Here is a 17,031-nt window from a genome sequence, read left to right as displayed (position 1 = left end):
GAACGCCGTCGCTTTTTTAAGATTTCGCACTCCATCCGCAGCATGGCGTTCTCAGCCCGCAGGCGGCTCAGCTCGCTCTCTGCATCTGTCGGCGGCTGGCGTACTGCCGAGCGCAGCGGTTGGCCCGAACGCGAGGCATCGAGCCGGTTGCCCAGCGTTTTGACCAAGATGTCCAACTGCCGAGCGGCGGCCGCGCGGCCGATGGACTCCGCCAACGTGACGGCCTGGGTCTTGAAGTCATCGGTGTAGCAACGACTGAAAATGGGTTGCATGGGACACCTCCAAGTGCGATTAAGTTATCGCTTCTTGGCGTCCGTTACAGCGGGGCAGGTTCATTGTTCAGTTGCTCCCAGGCGGCGGCACGATCGACAACGGCTTTGATGTCTCGGTCGGACAAGCCATCGCAGGGCCGGGTGGCCTGACGAAGAACGGCGTCGGCATGCTCGCCCTCGGGGGAGAAGGTACCTACGCAGGTATCACCACGATTGCCGGAGGTCGTCTCCTGGTCAATGGTTCGATCGCCTCGGCGGTAGAGGTAGAAGCGCTCGGCATACTGGGAGGAAATGGCCAGGCGGGCAGCACGAACAACGCCGGCACGGTGGCTCCCGGCAATTCCATCGGGACCTTGGCCATCGCCGGAGACTATCGGCAGTTGCCGAACGGAACGCTCGAGATCGAGCTCGAGCTCGACGACCAGGGTCGTTTCGACCGGTTGAACGTTTCGGGTGCGGCGTCGTTGGCCGGCCATGTCAACTACGTACCCAGCGCGGACAGCACGTTCCCCTCCCCGCTCGTCTATACCTACTTGACCACCGATGGGGGCGCACAGGGAACGCTCGCCACCCCCGACCATGACTTCGCGGGCGTCCGCTTCGAAACCGTCTACGGGCCCAACCAAGCGCAGTTGCGCATCGTGCCGGAACAGATGGCGGACGATCCGTCCCTTCCGGACGACCCGACCGATCCGGCTCCCGCATGCATCAATGTGCTGGACCGCCCGCGTGGCAACGCGCTCACGGCCACAGACCGCACGTTGCTGGCGGCGTTGATCATCACGCCCTCGGGCGAGTTCGCCAGAGCCGCCTCGGAGGCATGCCCGCGCGATTCGGCGTCTCTTCTGCTGGCCGTCCGCAGCACGACGGGGGCGAGGATGGGACTGGTATCCAACCGTATCGCGCAGGTTCACCGCAGCGTGGCGGGTCCGAGCCTGAGCGGGCTGCCCGACGCCTATCGTCTGCGCTCGGGCGTGGAGCTATGGATCCAAGGCTCCAAGGCTCCTATCAGGACGGTGACATGAAGAGGCGAAGCATCTACGAGCCCGGATACAACAGTACGAACCGAACCTTCATGATCGGGCTCGATGCCGCGATCAAGGACGCCGGCGTCTTGGGTGCTTACCTTGCCCATGACAATCTGGATGTCGACGTGAGCGGTGACGCCGATCGGTCGGACATGACTGGCTGGACGGGCGGCTTGTACGGCAGCTGGTGGAGTGATCGCGGCTGGTTCCTGCAAAGCGTAGGCGAGTACGGCCAGCAGCGACTCGAATCCTTCCGCTCGGTGCAGTTCGCCGGCGTTGACATGCAGGCGCAGGGAAATCGAGGTGTAGAGACACGCATGTTCTGCGTAAGTGGTGGCTTCAACATCACACCGAATGGGGCCTGGCTCATCCAGTGCACACTGGCGGCCAGATACGAGTATGTAAAAGATAATGCCTATACCGAACGCGGTGCCGCAGGCTTGAGTGTCGACTACGGCCCGCTGAAGGCTGAAGCGATACGGAGTGAAGGCGGTGTGGCCGTCCGCAGGGCGATCTTCGCCGAGCGCGGCCACAGCATAACCGTCGTGCAGCTCTACGGTGGCATCCTTTACGATGCGCCATTGTCCGGCTGGGATAGAACCGCAAGATTGGCCATGGCCACCGAGCCTTTCATCCTGGCCGGCGACTCAAGCGATCACACCGGATTCCGTGCTGGGCTGGGCTGGGCTGGGCTGGGCCTGGAGCATACGTGGGATTCGAATATGACGCTGCAGACGACGCTGGACGTTGAGCGTGTCGGAGACTCACCACTTCCCGGCTCTTACTTCAATTCAGGAAGCAGTTCTGAGCGCGCCCGACCAGGACTTCGCCACAGGCGCCCCCTCATTGCCGCCGGGGGAAGAGCCGTCTCGATCTATGGACGTGAAAATGAAAGGAAAAACAGCGTTGCCCCTGGTCTATGATGGCGTCCATCCTGGAGCGCCTTGGACCATGAGCTTCCCATAGGAACACCGGGAAGTGATAGCAACGCAGGCGAGTACTCGGAAGGCCTCGTGCCTGGATGAGTTCTTCGATGGTCCCGTGCTCTTCTCGCAGGTCCCTCTCACGGCCACCCAGGTACTCCACGATCAGGCGGATCGACTCCAGATCTGCTGTTGACGTCTTTTCTGATGGTTCGGTCGCCACCTGAGCCGGCACTTCGGGAACGCCTGTACTTCGAACATGCCCACAACGGCGGCAGATGCGTTCATCCGTTGACCCATCGTTTGAACAAGCGACGCTTTCGTCCCCCGCTGCGCAAGCGGAACAAGCTGCTTGTCGCATCTCTACACTCCTGCATGAATTGATAACTTATGTAATGTAGTGCTGCAGGGTGCGCGGCGTAAGGAGATAACTCTTGCTGGAGTTCTCTCAATCGCTCAGCGGTCCACCTACGGCAATCTATATCGCGAAAGCTGCAAAGGCGGCCACCGCCCGGGATGGCAGAAGCCGGCGCGGGCCTTGAGCCCGCACCGGAGTGCCAACTGAGGTCCTCGAAGGAATTAGTTGTAAACGACCGAGTACATCACGAAGGTATCGACGACGCCCGACGTCACACCAGCGCCCGGAGCGAAGTATTGCGCCCAGTAGTTCAGCGTGGCCGTGTTTCCCGCGATCACCGCAGTCTCGTTGTTGCTACCGTCGTTCAGATTGATGTCCTGCTTGGTGCCGTTCAGCAGACCGACCTGCACGACCTGTGCCGTGCCATTCTGGTTCAATAGGCGACCCGTAACGGGGTCGATCGGGCTTGTACCCGCATCAAAGGCAAGCTCGGCGATCTTGCCGTCAACACAACCGGTCTGCCCGGGGCCGCCGATGATCACCGAGAAATCCTTGTCACCTGCACGGTCACCCGCCGCGGCCAGCGCCGACTTCGACACGGTGGGCAGCGTGATGCTGAAGTCGCCGCTAGCACCATTGGTGCCGGCGCCACCGGTAACAAGGCAGGTCACGTCCTCAACCAAACCGTTGAAGGTGATCTTGCCATCTGCTGCAAATGCCGCAGGCGCGGTGGAACCAATAATGCCAGCCAAGGCAACGGCCATCATGGATTTGTTCATATTCAATCTCCTAAATTTTATAAATATATTAAAAATACCGCCTACGATGTCGCTCGACACGACGTGGAAACCACCTGAGCGAGTCAAGGCGAATGGCTGCTTGCGCACCCACGCCCGGCACTTACCCATTTCCGCCTTCGTCACAGTCGATCGAAGACGGCACAACTCACCTGTAACTCATGGTGAACTCAACCTGCGCCTGCACCGAGCCACCCGCGAAATCACTAGAGCCAATCCGCTCCATCCAGGCGCGCAGTGGGATTTCCTGATTACCGCCCGTTGCCGCGCCATAGGTAGTCAAGCTGACCGTTCGTTCCGTACGGTAGGCAACCGGATTATCACTACGGTCGGCGATCCTTACGGCAACGCCCCGCGCCGTTGAAGCAGGCGTTGTACGGATTGCGCCCGGCAAGTTGGTCACCTCACCATTCAACGGGCTCAGCGTGTACAAAATTGACGTCATTCCTGTGCTGCAGTTCCAAAGCCCAATGCTGAAATCGCTATAAGGACCATTGAGACCGCGCCGACTTGACATACCAGGGAAATCAGATTCCCGATGCTGCCCAAGATTGACGGTCACATCAGGGGTTGCGCAAGACAGGACGATAAAGGTCGCACGTCCAGACACATTAATTGTCTGAATATTTCCTGGACTGGCATAGGGCATGGCATCCATTCCGACTCTTGCAATTTGTCCGCCAACCGTCGCCACACCACCCGTGACAGGCCCAGTTCTGACGAACGCATAGCGCGTAGCAAATCCCCAAGGCTGATTTACATTGTCTGCATGAGTTACACCCGCGATATGCGTATATAAGCTTGCGACATCAAATCCCCAAACGTAATCGCCAAAGTTCACTTGGCGTCCAGACCACTGGAATCTGGTGGATCCCTGAACAATCAAGCCAACGCCAGCAAGATTGGTCGGGTACACGGCGTGCTTACGGCCATCAACAGTCACATAAGCATTACTGGCAAACGACCTTAATGCTGGCGCACCATGCCAAACACCACTGGGCGTATTGCATAACCAAGTAGTGGCCTGCCCCTGCCACGAGGTCCACGGCGTCAAGAGAGTCCCTACGACTGCATTCCTGGGTACCGCATAAGTACCACTCGGAGCCACAGCAGTAAAGATGGCGGGCGTGGGCCCGGTACAGTTGGCGCTCGCGCATGCACTTTGTGTTCCGATCATCAGCAGCAACGTCGTTGCATAACGATAAATATTGACGACTATTCCCCCTTAGCAAATGACCGCGCGTAGAACACGAACTCATTCCACCGCTTCAGTGAACTTGCCAATGCATCAACGCCTGCCACTTGCCAACTTGGCAAGCAACACATCGGCCTCTTGTCTGTAACAAAATCAATCATGATCTGTGGCCAGACCTTTTACCACCGCAGCAACTCACAGTTCCACAACTCACAGTTCCACCAAGCCAGACACTTGGTTGCGGAACATCCACCCGCGCCTTCATCACAGCCGATCGAAGGCAGCACAATTCACCTGTACGTCATGGTGAACTCTACCTGTGCCTGCACCGAGCCACCCGCGAAATCACTAGATCCAATCCGCTCGATCCAGGCACGCAGTGGGATTGCCTGATTACCGCCCGTTGCCGCGCTATAGGTAGTCAAGCTGACCGCACGTGCTGAATTGAACGCAACCGGGGTTCCACTACGGTCGGCGATCCTTACGGCTACGCCCCGCGCTGTAGAACCGGGAGTTGTCGCGATTGCGCCCGGCAAACCGCTCACTTCACCATTCAACGGCCTCAGCGTGTAAGAAATGGACGTCATTCCTGCGCCGCAGCTCAAAAGCCCAATATTGAAGTCGCTATAGGTACCACTGATACCGCGCCGACTTCCCATGCTGGGGAAATCAGAATCCCTATGCTGCCCCAAATTGACAGTCACATCAGGGGTGACGCAGGAGGGCACGACAAATATCGCACTGCCGGATATATTTATTGTCTGAATATTTCCTGGATTGCTATAAGGAGAAAGATCCATGCCAGCCCTGGCAATCTGCCCACTCACCGTCGCCGTACCACCTGTGATTGGCCCAGTTTTGACGAACGCGTAGCGCGTAGCAAAACCCCACGGCTGATTCACCTCATCCGGATTGTTTTTACCCGCAACATGCGCAACGAAATTTGAGGTCTGCAACCCCTGATAGTAATCCCCAAAGTTCACCTGACGCTCAGACCATAAAAATGAGCTGGTGTACTGAACAATCAAACCAACGCCAGCAAGATTGGTTGCGTAAACGGAGTGGATATAGCCGTCAACAGTCACGCTTGTACTACTGGCAAAAACTCTTGATACTGGGGCGGCATGCCAAACACCTCCCGGCATATTGCATCGCCAAATGGACGCCCCCCCCTGCCACGACGTCCATGGTGTCAACAGGGTTCCAATTGCTGCATCCTTGGACACGATGTGGGTACCCCCCGGCGCCACGGCAGTAAAAACAGCGGGCGTAGGCCCGGTGCAGTCGGCGACGGCATAGGCGCTTTGCGCACCCACCATCAAGAGTAGTGCTGCCGCGCACCGCAGGACGCGGTTCTGCTTTCGTCGCGAAAGATGGATAGAGGAGGTATTCATGATATTCCGGTCTCTAAAGTATGAGGTTGATATGCCAAGCGCATCAGCAGATCCGATGCGCCCGGCGTGTCAGTGTTCAGCCGATACGCATACGTATTCATAACAATCCGGTCCTTCAAATATATGGCAGGCACCGCAGGCGCACATTAAAACATGATGCGCGTTGCATCAAAGTTTCCGGCCAGTTCGCACATACGAAGCCGCTCGTCCTGGCGGAACAAAACAACATGCTCACCACGCCCGCGCGATCCTGGCGGGACGATCAGGCGCGGCAGCCCGGAAGGAAACCTTTCCAGGCAAATATACGCCAAGTTAGTTGTATTCGATCGAATACATCGCGTAGGTCCGTACCGTGCCCGCCGTCGCTGCCACAATCTTCGTGTAATACTGCGCAACGAAGTTCAGCGTAGCGGTATTACCCGCGATCGTCGCGGTTGGAGTATTGGCGTTGTTGCGTAGATCGATGGTGTTCCCTGCGCCATCAAGCAGTCCGACCAACACGTTCTGGGCGGTGCCTGAATCGTTCCTCAGGCGCCCATACATGGAGTCGACCGGGCTTGCGGCTGCGTCGAACTCCAGCTTCACGATCTTACCGTTGGTGCAGCCAACTTCACCTGGACCACCGATAACCACAGAGAATGGTGTGTCGCCAGCGGTAGCTCCCGCAACAGCCAACTGGGATTGCGGCGCGCTGTCCATCGTAACGGTGAAGTTGTTGTCACTGCCGTCAGTGCCCGCACCACCCCTCACCGTGCAGGTGACGGCGTTGATCGAGCCATTGAGGGTGACCCGGCCATCGGCCGCAAAGGCGGACGGGGCGGCGGAAGATGCGGCCGCAATGATGGCGGCGCAGAGAAACGTCTTGTTCATTTTGAGATCACTCTAATAGATGAAAGGGATACAGATTCCGTCGGCGGGTATCAAGTTCAATAGCGGCGGTTCTTTCTGGGTTGCGTGGCAACATGCCATGCGTCAGGAATTACTACACGTAGCGGGAATGGCCTGCAAAGATTGATCGGCGGTCGAGCTTTCCGTCGACGTCCACTCGATGGAGCACTTGCCGTCACCGTCCCCCCACTGAGCGAAGAGCGGGCCGTCGATTTCTTCCGACAGACGGACAAGCGTCTGGCCGCCCTGCCCGACGTAGCCGACATTATTGCCCTGGCTGTCCACGACTTCGGCGGCGAAGGGCACCGGCTCACCGTCGGCATTCGACAACTGCAACAGGTACGCCATACCGGTATTGGTCTTGAACTTCACAGGCACCACCGCACCGGCGCGCGGCGCTATCTGTAGTCGCGACTCCATGAGCTCGACGTTGGCAGAGGTTCCCTTCGGATCCAGGACGACATCATTCATACGATACGGCGACAGGGCTGTCGTGACCGCATAGCCACGACTATCGATCTTGACGGCCTTGTTGCTGCTGAGGCGCGCGCCACTGGCACCCTTTGCCTCGATGATGCCAACCGTTTCGGCCAGCTGAGGAGCAAACGTAACGCCACCAGGATGGACCACCAGCGCACCGGAGGCAGACACTGCGCTCTGACGCTGGCTGTTCGAGTCCTGGGTGTAGGATGCACCGAGCGTGGCGTAGGCTGCCTGCCAGCCCGCGCTGACCGCCGCGCTGTTCGCGCCGCCTCCGACCCGACCATTGACCCCGTAGCGGTACTGGTCGCGGTCGCCAAACGTGCCATCAACACTGCCAAGCGCCCCATTGCCCTCCGGACCATGCGAACCCTGCAGCGACAGCGTGGGTGCACGGCGGCTTGCCGTGGTGCTACCCAGCGGCACCGAGAGGCTCAGGTAAAGGGTGTCGTCCGTTCGACCGTCCGAACCCATGCTGCGCGAAGCCGACACACCGTACGACACGTTGCGGAAGCGGTTGTTGTAGCCGATGTTATAGCTCGTGGCATTGCTGAGCTTGCTCCAGTAAGCATTGCGCGAACCACTGACGTACAACTGGCCGGCGCGCTCACCCAGGTTCTGGCTGACGGTTACCTGGAAGCGACTACGCTCTGCGGTACGCGCAAGCTCCTCGGGGGTCAAGCCACTGGTGCGCGCCATGTCGTCCATGTTCGCGGCATCGATCAGACTTCGATAGCCCTCGCTCGAGTAGCGATAGGCTGCGAGGGCAAAGTCAGTGTTTGTCTGCGGAATGCTCTTGCTATACGTTGCACGAGCGGAGTAGCCACTTTGCTTCCCAGCATCGTTGCTCAGCTGCGTTTGCGAGCCGGTGACATCCAGCGAAATCGCGCCCAGTGAGGTGTTGAAGCCGGCACCCACTACCGCACTGCGATGCAGGTCGGAATTGGTGGTCGCCTGCACACCCGTATACGCTGTCAACATGTTGTTGACGCCGCGCTGGTAGGTTGCTTCTACAAAAGCAGGAGCGGATGCGTTGAACTGTCCATTACGAACCTCGCCAGCGGTCACTGCATAGCGCGATACACCAGGACGCAACAGGTTCGGCACCGCCGCGAACGGCACTTTGAAGGTTCGCTCGCGACCATCCGCCTCCATCACGGTAACCTCAAGGTCACCGCCAAAGCCGGTGGGGTTCAGATCGTCGATCTCGAAGTTCCCCGGCGCAACCTGGGTCTCGTAGATGACGAAACCTGCCTGCCGGATCACCACACGGGCGTTGGATTCCGCCACACCGCGTACGGTTGGCGCAAAGCCGTTCATGGTGTCCGGCCGCATACGGTCGTCGGTGGCCAAGCTGACCCCACGGACGCCAATTGACTCGAACACCTGGCCTGAGGTAAAGGTATCACCAATGGTCAGCTGCGACTGCAACCGATCGATATCGTGCTGAGCATACGTGCTGATGTTCTGGAAGTTATCGCCTTCGCCTTCCAACCAGCGATAGTTGGACTGGTTGCGAATGCGCCAACCACCAACATTCAAGCCTGCCTCAAAACCGACATACGCATTGCGACGGTCGTAGCTGCTACCGCTGAGCTGGCTAGCGTTTACGTTATAGCCGAGCGTGAAGGCGTTCACCCCACGCTCCCACAGGGAGGGATCCACGTAACCGCGCGGGTTGCGAGCCATCGCGACCTGGGGAATCGACACGTCCAGGCGGAGTTCGCTCGCATCAGCGTTGACCGTTGCATCGGGAATCAGCTGCGCGATATCCAGGCATTCGCCCTCAAGGCTGACGCCGTCGGCCTCCAGCTTGTTCACATCAACGCCCATCAGCACAAGACGCGCTCGATCAATGCAGGGAATTGCCGATCCGCCATCGCCGTCTGCGATGAAGTTCAGGCGCTCACGTGAAACAAGACGATCGTTGACGTAGAGATCGACGCGATGGGTGCCAGGCAACATCGGGTTGCCCTTTTCATAGCGCGCGATGTCGATGGTCTTGGCCGTCGAACCAAGGAACGCGGCACTGAATTCCACCTGTTGCGGCGCCGGCGACGGCTCGGGAGCCGCCTGCGCCGATCCGGCCTGCAGCCCAGCCAGCGCCATCATAATGCAGCCGGCAAGGTGCGCGTGCCGCACCTCACGGTTTGAGGCGGCGAAGCGCTGGTTTCTGGACTCTTTCGTAGCCATAGGAACTATTGAACTCGTCGTCGTTAGGTAAGTATTTGCACGGCGCGCTAAACGCGCAGGATCTCGGGCAAAGCTTCGCCAGGCCCCTCTGTTCAGAGGGGCGAAAGTATGGATATTTCAGAGATGCGGCGCTGGGCCGCAGGGTTCAGCGGGCGTAAGCTGCTTCGCCGTCTTTGAATGCGCCGTAGTCATCGATCGAGCGGAAGGTCAAACGACCGCTATCGTTTCCACCAGCCACGGGAAACGCCTGGGTGCCCTTGGCCGGGCACATTCCGCCACCGGTCGCATCTGATGTCTTGTCCGGGGCGCCCTTCAGACGCACATCGCCGAAAGAAACATTGAACGGGGTGTTGTTGGTGCACTCCAACGCCATCTGGCCGTCCTTGCGCACCATGCGCCACGTAAGCTGATCAACGGCGGTCACCGGATCGCCCTGGAGCGTTTTGGGTCGGTAGAAAATCTTGATGCGCGTACGCACCGCAAACTGCAGATGATTGGAGGATTCGCCGTCGGCAGCCTCCGGTCGCGGCGGAACTTCCACCACGTTGAGCCAGAAGACCGATTCACGATCCTGCGGCAGGCTCGTTGAGCCGGTGAACATCAGGCGGAGCGACTGGCCCTTGCCAGGCTCAACGCGCGACACCGGGGGAGTAACAAGGAAGGGAGCGGTCGTCGTTTCTGCAGTCTCGCGCTCATTGCCACTATCCACCCAGGCCTGCAACAGGCGCGGGGAATCTCCGGTATTCAGAACTCGGACCGACACGTCGCGTTCGGCAGCACCATAAACCACGCGCGTCCCCACGATCTGGGTACCGGCATGTGCGGCAGATACGCAGCATCCAGCCAGCAGAAAAACGGAAGCGAATCGGGTAATGATGTTCATATGAGTTCCTGAATATGCGATGGGATCACCTTTAAAGCGCGAGGGGCTGACACTCCAGCCCCCCGCGAGTGGAAACAACTGGGATCAGTTGTAGCCCACCGAGTACATCACGAAGGTATCGACCGTACCCGAGGTCACGCCAGCGGCAGCGGCGTAGTACTGCGCGTAGTAATCCATCGTGGCGGTGTTGCCGACGATCGTCGCGCTCGAGTTGTTGCTGCCGTCATTCAGGTTGATGTCCTGCTTGGCGGCATTCAGCAGACCGATCTGCACGAACTGTGCGGTACCCGCGTCGTTCAGCAGACGACCGGTGGCGGCGTCGACCGGGCTCTGCGCCGGCTCGAACGACAGGCTGACGATCTTGCCATTGGTGCAGTCGGTCTGGCCGGCAGCGCCGACCTGGACGGAGAAGGCCTTGTCGCCAGCGCGCTTGCCGGCAGCGTCCAGCGCCGTCTTCGAGACGGTATCGAGGGTAACGGTGAAGTCCTGGGTACCGCCGTCGGTGCCCGGACCACCGGTGACCGAACAGGTGGCGTCTTCAACCAGGCCGTTGAAGGTGATCTTGCCGTCGGCCGCGAAAGCGGACGGGGCAGCAGCAGCGGCAATGGCGATCAGGGCGGTGGAGAGGAGAGTCTTCTTCATTTTGTAATACCTATTTAATGGGTTGCGGATAAGTTGAGTAACTTCAGGGGCCGTCTGCGGGGGTTCCGCAGCAGGTGAGCGTATTTTGTTGATCCGAGCCCCCTGAGGAAATGAGAGCACTCTCAGTGCATCTCTAGTTGTTCCCGGCGTTGTTCAGCAAGCCGGTCGACCGTCAATTGCGTTAACCAGGCGCGCGACGCGCTCAGGCAAAGGTTCTGCGGCGATCCCACATCCCTGACTGGGCAAACGAAAATGAACGGGTTCCTGACGCACCTGATGTCGACTGAGCACGCGAGGATCGATATCCACCACGGAACGCACATTCATGCCCGCCATCCCTCGGCGAGCGATTCTTCGAGCACACTTGTCCGGACATATGACGATCTGGCCGCTTCAACGCGCCAGGGCTGCCTCCGGCATGCACCGGGAGGGAGCGGCACATAGATGCGGCGGCCACTACGCACCTTCCTCGAGGTTTCTGGCCCGCGCTGCCGTCTCCTCGATACAAGCACTGATTTCACGATGGAGGTCGACCAGTTCGCCACGAGCGGCATGGACACCGCCCGCCCTCTCCATCAGCCCCATCACCCGACGGATGCGCTTGGCGGTGGACTTGTGACCAACACTTGCCAGTGCACCGGCGACGCGGTGCATCGCCTGCCCGATCTCGTGAGGATCATCGGTCGACATGGCCAGATCGATCTCTTCGTGGAACATGCTCGCTTCCTTGCCGAACGCGCGCACGACGAGCTCATGGATACTTCTGCTGACGAGCTGGCCGCCCTCATGGGGTGCAACCCCAGGTGCCTGTTCACGCTTAATCCACTTGCGCAGGCGGGAAGACAGCGTGGCCAGGGACGCCGGCTTTGCCAGGTGATCATCCATACCGTTTGCGAGGCAGCGCGCGACATCCTCCGGGAATGCCCCCGCAGTCAGTGCGATGATGGGCATTCTGGTGGAGCCGGTAGCGGCCTCGCGCCTTCGAATCTCCGCCGCCAGTCCGATACCGTCCAATCGCGGCATCTGCATATCCGTGATCAGAAGATCGAAGCGCTCCCTCTCCCATGCCTGAAGCGCGGCGACCCCGTCATCTGCAACGAGACAGCGATAGCCCAGTTCCGCGAGTTGGCCGCCGATTAGAACCTGGTTGGTCGGATCGTCCTCGGCGACAAGAACATACAGCCCGCCCACGTCGACTCCCACCTCTCCTATGGCACCGGCTGCGGGATGATCCGGCGGCAGTGCGTATTCCAGGGCACGCAGACAAATGTCACGTACCGCAGTGAATAGGACGGGCTCGCACGCCAGCACGTAGTGCTGTGCGCTTAATACCGCCAGCGGCGGGGCCATGACAAGATATATGACGGGCGCGTCAGTGTATGCGACCTCGCTCTCGTCGGTAATGATTAGATCGGCGCTTCCTGGATCCGTAACAAGCGTGGTACCCAGCGTTCCGAGGTCTCCGCGCACCGCTGCACGGGTTGCAGCATTACTACATACGAGCAAGACCCGCTTTCCACGCAGGGCGTCGCGGGAGTCGTCCAGTTCTACAATGACATTCTGCAGATCGAGTCGGGCGGTCGTCCCCCGACCAACCTCGCTGTTGAGCGTGACACTTCCCCCCATGAGTTCCGCTAGTCGCTTGGAGATGACCAGACCCAAGCCCGACCCACCAAGCCGCCCTGTCGTGTTCGATTGTGCCTGGACGAACGGTTGAAACAGCCGCTCCAGGTCATCCCCGGAGATCCCGATTCCGGTATCGGATACTTCGATGGACCATGTCTGCAGATTGTCGGTCTGCGAAGAGACGGTCGCACGCACTGCGACATGACCGTGCTCGGTAAACTTGATCGCATTGCTCAGGAAGTTGATGACTATCTGGCGGATGCGAGACTCATCTCCCTCGAGGACAGCCGCCAACGTCGGATCAATATGGCATTCGACCCGAATTCCCCTCTGCTCCGCCGCGCCCGACATCAGCAGTACGGCCTCGCATAGCAAGTCACGGGTGCGCATATTGGCCTTCTCTACGCGCAGGCGTCCGGACTCGATTCGGCTGTAATCCAGGATTTCGTCGAGAAGCTCACGGAGTGATCTCGCTGCAGCAGCGGCCAGATCGAGCATGCGACGTTGTTCGCTGGCCAGCTCGCTTCGACCCAGCAGCTCAAGCAGGCCACCCAGGCCACTCATGGGCGTTCGAATCTCATGACTCATGGTCGCAAGGAACGTGGCTTTTGTGTTCGCCGCGAGCTCCGCAGAGACCTTGGCCGCAGCCAGTGCGTCGAGCTGGGCCTGCTCCTCCGTGGCGTCGGCCCAGTATCCAGTCCAGACCTGTCCATGGTCCAGCTTACGCGGAGCCGCGCTCATGCGGAGCCATCGCTCACCGACCATGAGAAAGAGATGGATGGACGTTGCGGTCTCATCGCGCAGTGCCGATACCAGGCGACGGCGATCTTCCGGGCGGAAGCGTTCCAGCAAAACCGAGACACTCTCTTGTATGTCCGTCGCAGTCAGTGCAAAGATTTCTCTCGTATTGCCGCCCACGAAGATTGCCCGCATCCCGCCGTCACCGTCGACGGAAATCTTGAATACGACACCCGGCAGGTTGCGCGTGAGATCCCTGATCAATGCCATCGCCTGCTTCCTGCCAGCCATCTCGCGTCTGACGCGGACATAGGCAAACGTCAACGCACCGGTGATCAACGCCGCGATCACCATACCCAGGATGAATTTCCTCCACGGCATTCCGTACTGCACGTTGAGTTGAAGCCAACCCGATCGAATGCGCTGATGCTCCTCATTGCTCATTCCGCCGATCAACCGATTGATGATCGGGACCAACTCGCCGCGCCCTGGACTCACCGCAAAGATGATGTCCTCCTCGAAACCGGCCGGCGCCACGATCTGCAGCGGCATCCCACCATCGCGCAGGGTGCGATTCACGGTGACGACATCGCCCACGTAAATATCTACCGTACCTACCTCGACCCTTCTCATGCCCTCGACCGCAGTGTCGACCAGAATCACATTGGCGCCCGGCGCTGCTTCGAGAACACGCGCCTTACGTTCTGGCCCGACCGTGGCAACCCTCAGCCCATTCAGATCCGCCGCGCCCGTTACGGTGGCACGGTCGTTGCGGGCGACGATCACGTTCGCGAGACTGAGAATGGGGTCGGTATAGGACCAGCCAGCGGTTAACGCCCGGCCTCTCGTGGTGACAGCGAGGTCAATCTTTCGCTGAGAGATCAGTCGCGCCAGTTCGGGCTGGCCCCTGACAGGCACCGCAACGAAGTGCAGTCCAAGGCGCTCCTCCAGTATGCGAGCATACTCGCCCGAGATGCCTCCCAGCTGCCTACCCACTTCGGGGCTGATCGCGTCCCAGGATGAGTTGAAACCGACCCTCAAGGGTGGCAATTCATGGAGCCAGGCGCGCTCACGTTGATTGAGCACCACGCCTCCCCGATGGTGGTCGAACGCTGCGCTCGATTCCAACCACTTGCTTCGGATGGCCTCATGCTCCGGCGCATCTATAGTCGCCAAAGCCTTGGAGATCGCCCCAGCCAATGGCTTCTCGCGCTCGGCAACCGCGAAGTGAAGCGTGCTGAACGGGGTGCCCGCGTCTCTCAGAATGGCCAGATCGCTGAACTCGTTCTCTTTGAGAAGCCGCGCTGCTACATAGGGATTTCCGATGTACAGATCGGAGCGCTCTTGGGCAATCGCCCGCAAGGCCATTTCAACGTTGGGGGCTATGACCTGACGTGCCGCCGGAAATCGCTCGGCAATGCCAGCCGATGTCGCGAACCCGGCCTCAACCGATATGCGACTCCTGGAGATTCGTGCATCATCTATCCGCCCCAGGGTGCTTGGCCCAATGACGACATTGGGGACATCAATGTAGGGGGGGGTGAAAGCAAGGCAGTGCGTCCATTCCGGCACAAGCGCGACGTTCATCAGAAGGTCGACTTCTCCACTGCATGCAGCGGCGCGCGCCTCGGTCCATGATACAAAGCGTTTCGGAACAATCTCCAGATCAAGCTTTCCCGCGACGATTCGCAAGTAATCGGGTGCAAGTCCCTCGAGATTTCCCGCCTTATCCAGGTTTTCGAATGGCAGCCACCCGGGATCGAACGCACCGACCGTAATCTGCTTATGCTGAGCAAGCCAAGCGATCTCCTCCTTCGACAAAGGAATCTCAGCTGGCCACGCGGGCGCACTTGCGAAAGCCGCGCACAAGGTCAGAATCGCGCACAAGGCGCGGCGGATTGATGACGGCACAGCCTCTCTTTCCATCCGTTACACTTCCGACGCTTACGGCCACCTGACGCAGAGGGCCACACATCCAACCCGAGAATCGATGGTTAGATGATCATTCCGTTCTCGCGCGCATACTGATAAAGCTCAACATTGTTGGCCAATCCAAGCTTTCGCATGGCTTGCATTTTCTGCCGGCTGACTGTTTTTATGCTCTTCCCGAATTTTTCGGCAATTTGATTTACGCCGAGTCCGGCCGCCAAAAGTCGTACCACTTCCATCTCACGGGGCGATAACTTATCTTGCGTACCGCCGCTGGTCCTGTGGATGCTCAGCAGGTCCCGCAACCCTTTCGATACGAACAGGCGCCCGACTACGGCCGAACGCACAGCCAACGGCAATAATTCCAGGTCATCGGCCTTGTCTACCAGCCCGAGTACACCCAGGCTCAGGATCTGCTCCATGATTCCCGGGTTCGCCATCATGGTCATGACGACGACCGGCAACGCGGGATGCGTTTCGCGCACCACCCTTAGGTACCCGATGCCATCGTCCAGCTCGCCTCCCGGCATCGTGAAGTCGGTGACTAATACATCGCACGGCAGCCGGGAAAGTTCACGGATCACCTCATCGGTGGATCGTGCCTCGCCAATGATCGTTGCGGTTCTGGACTGCTCAAGCGCTGCTCGCGCGCCGATAAGTACGATGGGGTGATCATCGGCAAGAAACACGCGGAGTGGCTGAAAGTTCATGGCGACCGCCCACCTGGCATCACGGTTAAGAGATACTGGAAGAACTGTTGAGTAGCGACCGCCCTTACCGGCCCATCGGCTCCGGCTTTTTGAAATGAGCTCCACATAATTTACTGTTGAATCCGTTACTTTCTTGTGAGCCCTGCAGAGGACGGGCATGCCGCGGCGGTTCGATGGCTGCACGTGCGGCGCCTCCGCCATTCGTCGGTCGTGACCCGGCTGGTCGTTATTCTCGGGCCCGGACGCACCATTAGACATCAGAGTTATCTCAATGCACTTGTGGGCACCGTGGACTGCTATCTCGACCAAACGGACGGAAGCAGACGTAGACCGGGTCCAGTCAAGCCGGAACATCATGAATGCGCAGCAGCCCGGAGCACGTCGTGTCTGATGGCGTCGTCCTTTCCGATCAGGCAACTCACGTGTGATCCCTGCGTTGCACACCCCGTGCCGCGCGAAGCGCTCCGGGCTACTCGGTGTTTGACCATGCAGCTCCGGACGCGACAAGGGCCACCGGTGAGCTTCGTTGTAGCTACCTGCTGCAGATATATACAGGCGACTTTCAAACGACAGTGAGCGCGTGGGATCAGCGGCAATGGCCGCAGCGTCGCCGAAGGCTGCGTAGGGAAGGACGCCGTGTACGGATTGGCCCGATTCCACACGCACCTCGCCGCATCCACCAGGGCAGTACGGCCTGTTGAAACCGGGGTGAGAAATATTCACCATTCGGCCTTGGCGAACCTCGCCAGGTTCTCGTTGCCCAGGCAGCGATAGTCCTAGTGAAACTCAGGGGGCGCCTCCGCCGGGTTGGGATACTTCGCTCTGGTTCTACTCGCCTGGCACGTAGAGCGTCTTGAGCAACGCGTCGAGAATCTGGGAGGCGATGATCGCGAGGATGGTGCCGCTTGTCCGAATCGAACGGACGACCTACTGATTACAAATCAGTTGCTCTACCGACTGAGCTAAAGCGGCGAT

General features: G+C 59.4%; 11 protein-coding genes and 1 tRNA gene. 2 read left to right on the top strand and 10 right to left on the bottom strand.

Annotated elements, in window-relative coordinates; all coding sequences use genetic code 11:
• Nucleotides 1-343: 343 nt before the first annotated feature.
• Nucleotides 344-1,297, top strand: a complete 954-nt coding sequence (locus WIX41_RS10505; protein WP_339447313.1) for a hypothetical protein — start codon at nt 344-346, stop codon at nt 1,295-1,297.
• Nucleotides 1,294-2,223, top strand: coding sequence for an autotransporter outer membrane beta-barrel domain-containing protein (locus WIX41_RS10500; RefSeq protein ID WP_339447311.1), 930 nt, complete (start codon nt 1,294-1,296; stop codon nt 2,221-2,223). The genes WIX41_RS10505 and WIX41_RS10500 overlap by 4 nt, the downstream gene beginning before the upstream one ends.
• 579 nt (nt 2,224-2,802) lie before the next feature.
• Here WIX41_RS10500 and WIX41_RS10495 read toward each other — a convergent pair.
• The 10 genes from WIX41_RS10495 to WIX41_RS10450 form a co-directional block, all read right to left on the bottom strand.
• Nucleotides 2,803-3,360, bottom strand: coding sequence for a fimbrial protein (locus tag WIX41_RS10495; protein WP_339447309.1), 558 nt, complete (start codon nt 3,358-3,360; stop codon nt 2,803-2,805).
• 166 nt (nt 3,361-3,526) lie between these two features.
• On the bottom strand, nt 3,527-4,321 hold the full coding sequence (locus tag WIX41_RS10490; RefSeq protein WP_339447307.1) for a fimbrial protein: 795 nt from the start codon (nt 4,319-4,321) through the stop codon (nt 3,527-3,529).
• Nucleotides 4,322-4,863: 542 nt separating this feature from the next.
• Nucleotides 4,864-5,967: a fimbrial protein gene (locus WIX41_RS10485; protein WP_339447305.1), complete on the bottom strand. Its 1,104-nt coding sequence runs from the start codon at nt 5,965-5,967 to the stop codon at nt 4,864-4,866.
• Between the two features lie 312 nt (nt 5,968-6,279).
• Entirely contained in the window at nt 6,280-6,837 is a 558-nt protein-coding gene (locus WIX41_RS10480; protein ID WP_339447303.1) for a fimbrial protein, read from the bottom strand.
• A gap of 102 nt (nt 6,838-6,939) precedes the next feature.
• The gene (locus WIX41_RS10475; protein ID WP_339447301.1) at nt 6,940-9,528 is read right to left on the bottom strand and encodes a fimbria/pilus outer membrane usher protein; all 2,589 of its coding nucleotides are present in this window, start codon (nt 9,526-9,528) and stop codon (nt 6,940-6,942) included.
• 145 nt (nt 9,529-9,673) lie between these two features.
• Nucleotides 9,674-10,411 (bottom strand): fimbria/pilus periplasmic chaperone, encoded by a 738-nt coding sequence (locus WIX41_RS10470; RefSeq protein WP_339447299.1) that lies wholly within the window; start codon nt 10,409-10,411, stop codon nt 9,674-9,676.
• 84 nt (nt 10,412-10,495) lie between these two features.
• Nucleotides 10,496-11,053, bottom strand: a complete 558-nt coding sequence (locus WIX41_RS10465) for a fimbrial protein (RefSeq protein WP_339447297.1) — start codon at nt 11,051-11,053, stop codon at nt 10,496-10,498.
• Between the two features lie 456 nt (nt 11,054-11,509).
• Nucleotides 11,510-15,343 carry an ATP-binding protein gene (locus tag WIX41_RS10460; protein ID WP_339447295.1) on the bottom strand — a complete coding sequence of 1,278 codons (3,834 nt, stop codon included), beginning with the start codon at nt 15,341-15,343 and terminating at the stop codon, nt 11,510-11,512.
• Nucleotides 15,344-15,411: 68 nt separating this feature from the next.
• A complete protein-coding gene (locus tag WIX41_RS10455; RefSeq protein ID WP_339447293.1) occupies nt 15,412-16,056 on the bottom strand; it encodes a response regulator in 645 nt (214 codons plus the stop codon).
• Nucleotides 16,057-16,952: 896 nt separating this feature from the next.
• A tRNA-Thr gene (locus WIX41_RS10450) sits at nt 16,953-17,028 on the bottom strand.
• Nucleotides 17,029-17,031 lie beyond the last annotated feature (3 nt).

The organism is Stenotrophomonas sp. AB1(2024), assembly GCF_037482345.1.
Taxonomy (GTDB): Bacteria; Pseudomonadota; Gammaproteobacteria; order Xanthomonadales; family Xanthomonadaceae; genus Stenotrophomonas.
This window is presented reverse-complemented; position numbering and strand designations above follow the sequence as displayed.

Excerpts from the sequence above, each read along its gene's own strand:
- WIX41_RS10500 (WP_339447311.1), top strand. The coding sequence starts at position 1,294 with ATGAAGAGGCGAAGCATCTACGAGCCCGGATACAACAGTACGAACCGA.
- WIX41_RS10495 (WP_339447309.1), bottom strand. The coding sequence starts at position 3,360 with ATGAACAAATCCATGATGGCCGTTGCCTTGGCTGGCATTATTGGTTCC.
- WIX41_RS10485 (WP_339447305.1), bottom strand. The coding sequence starts at position 5,967 with ATGAATACCTCCTCTATCCATCTTTCGCGACGAAAGCAGAACCGCGTC.
- WIX41_RS10480 (WP_339447303.1), bottom strand. The coding sequence starts at position 6,837 with ATGAACAAGACGTTTCTCTGCGCCGCCATCATTGCGGCCGCATCTTCC.
- WIX41_RS10475 (WP_339447301.1), bottom strand. The coding sequence starts at position 9,528 with ATGGCTACGAAAGAGTCCAGAAACCAGCGCTTCGCCGCCTCAAACCGT.
- WIX41_RS10470 (WP_339447299.1), bottom strand. The coding sequence starts at position 10,411 with ATGAACATCATTACCCGATTCGCTTCCGTTTTTCTGCTGGCTGGATGC.
- WIX41_RS10465 (WP_339447297.1), bottom strand. The coding sequence starts at position 11,053 with ATGAAGAAGACTCTCCTCTCCACCGCCCTGATCGCCATTGCCGCTGCT.
- WIX41_RS10460 (WP_339447295.1), bottom strand. The coding sequence starts at position 15,343 with ATGGAAAGAGAGGCTGTGCCGTCATCAATCCGCCGCGCCTTGTGCGCG.
- WIX41_RS10455 (WP_339447293.1), bottom strand. The coding sequence starts at position 16,056 with ATGAACTTTCAGCCACTCCGCGTGTTTCTTGCCGATGATCACCCCATC.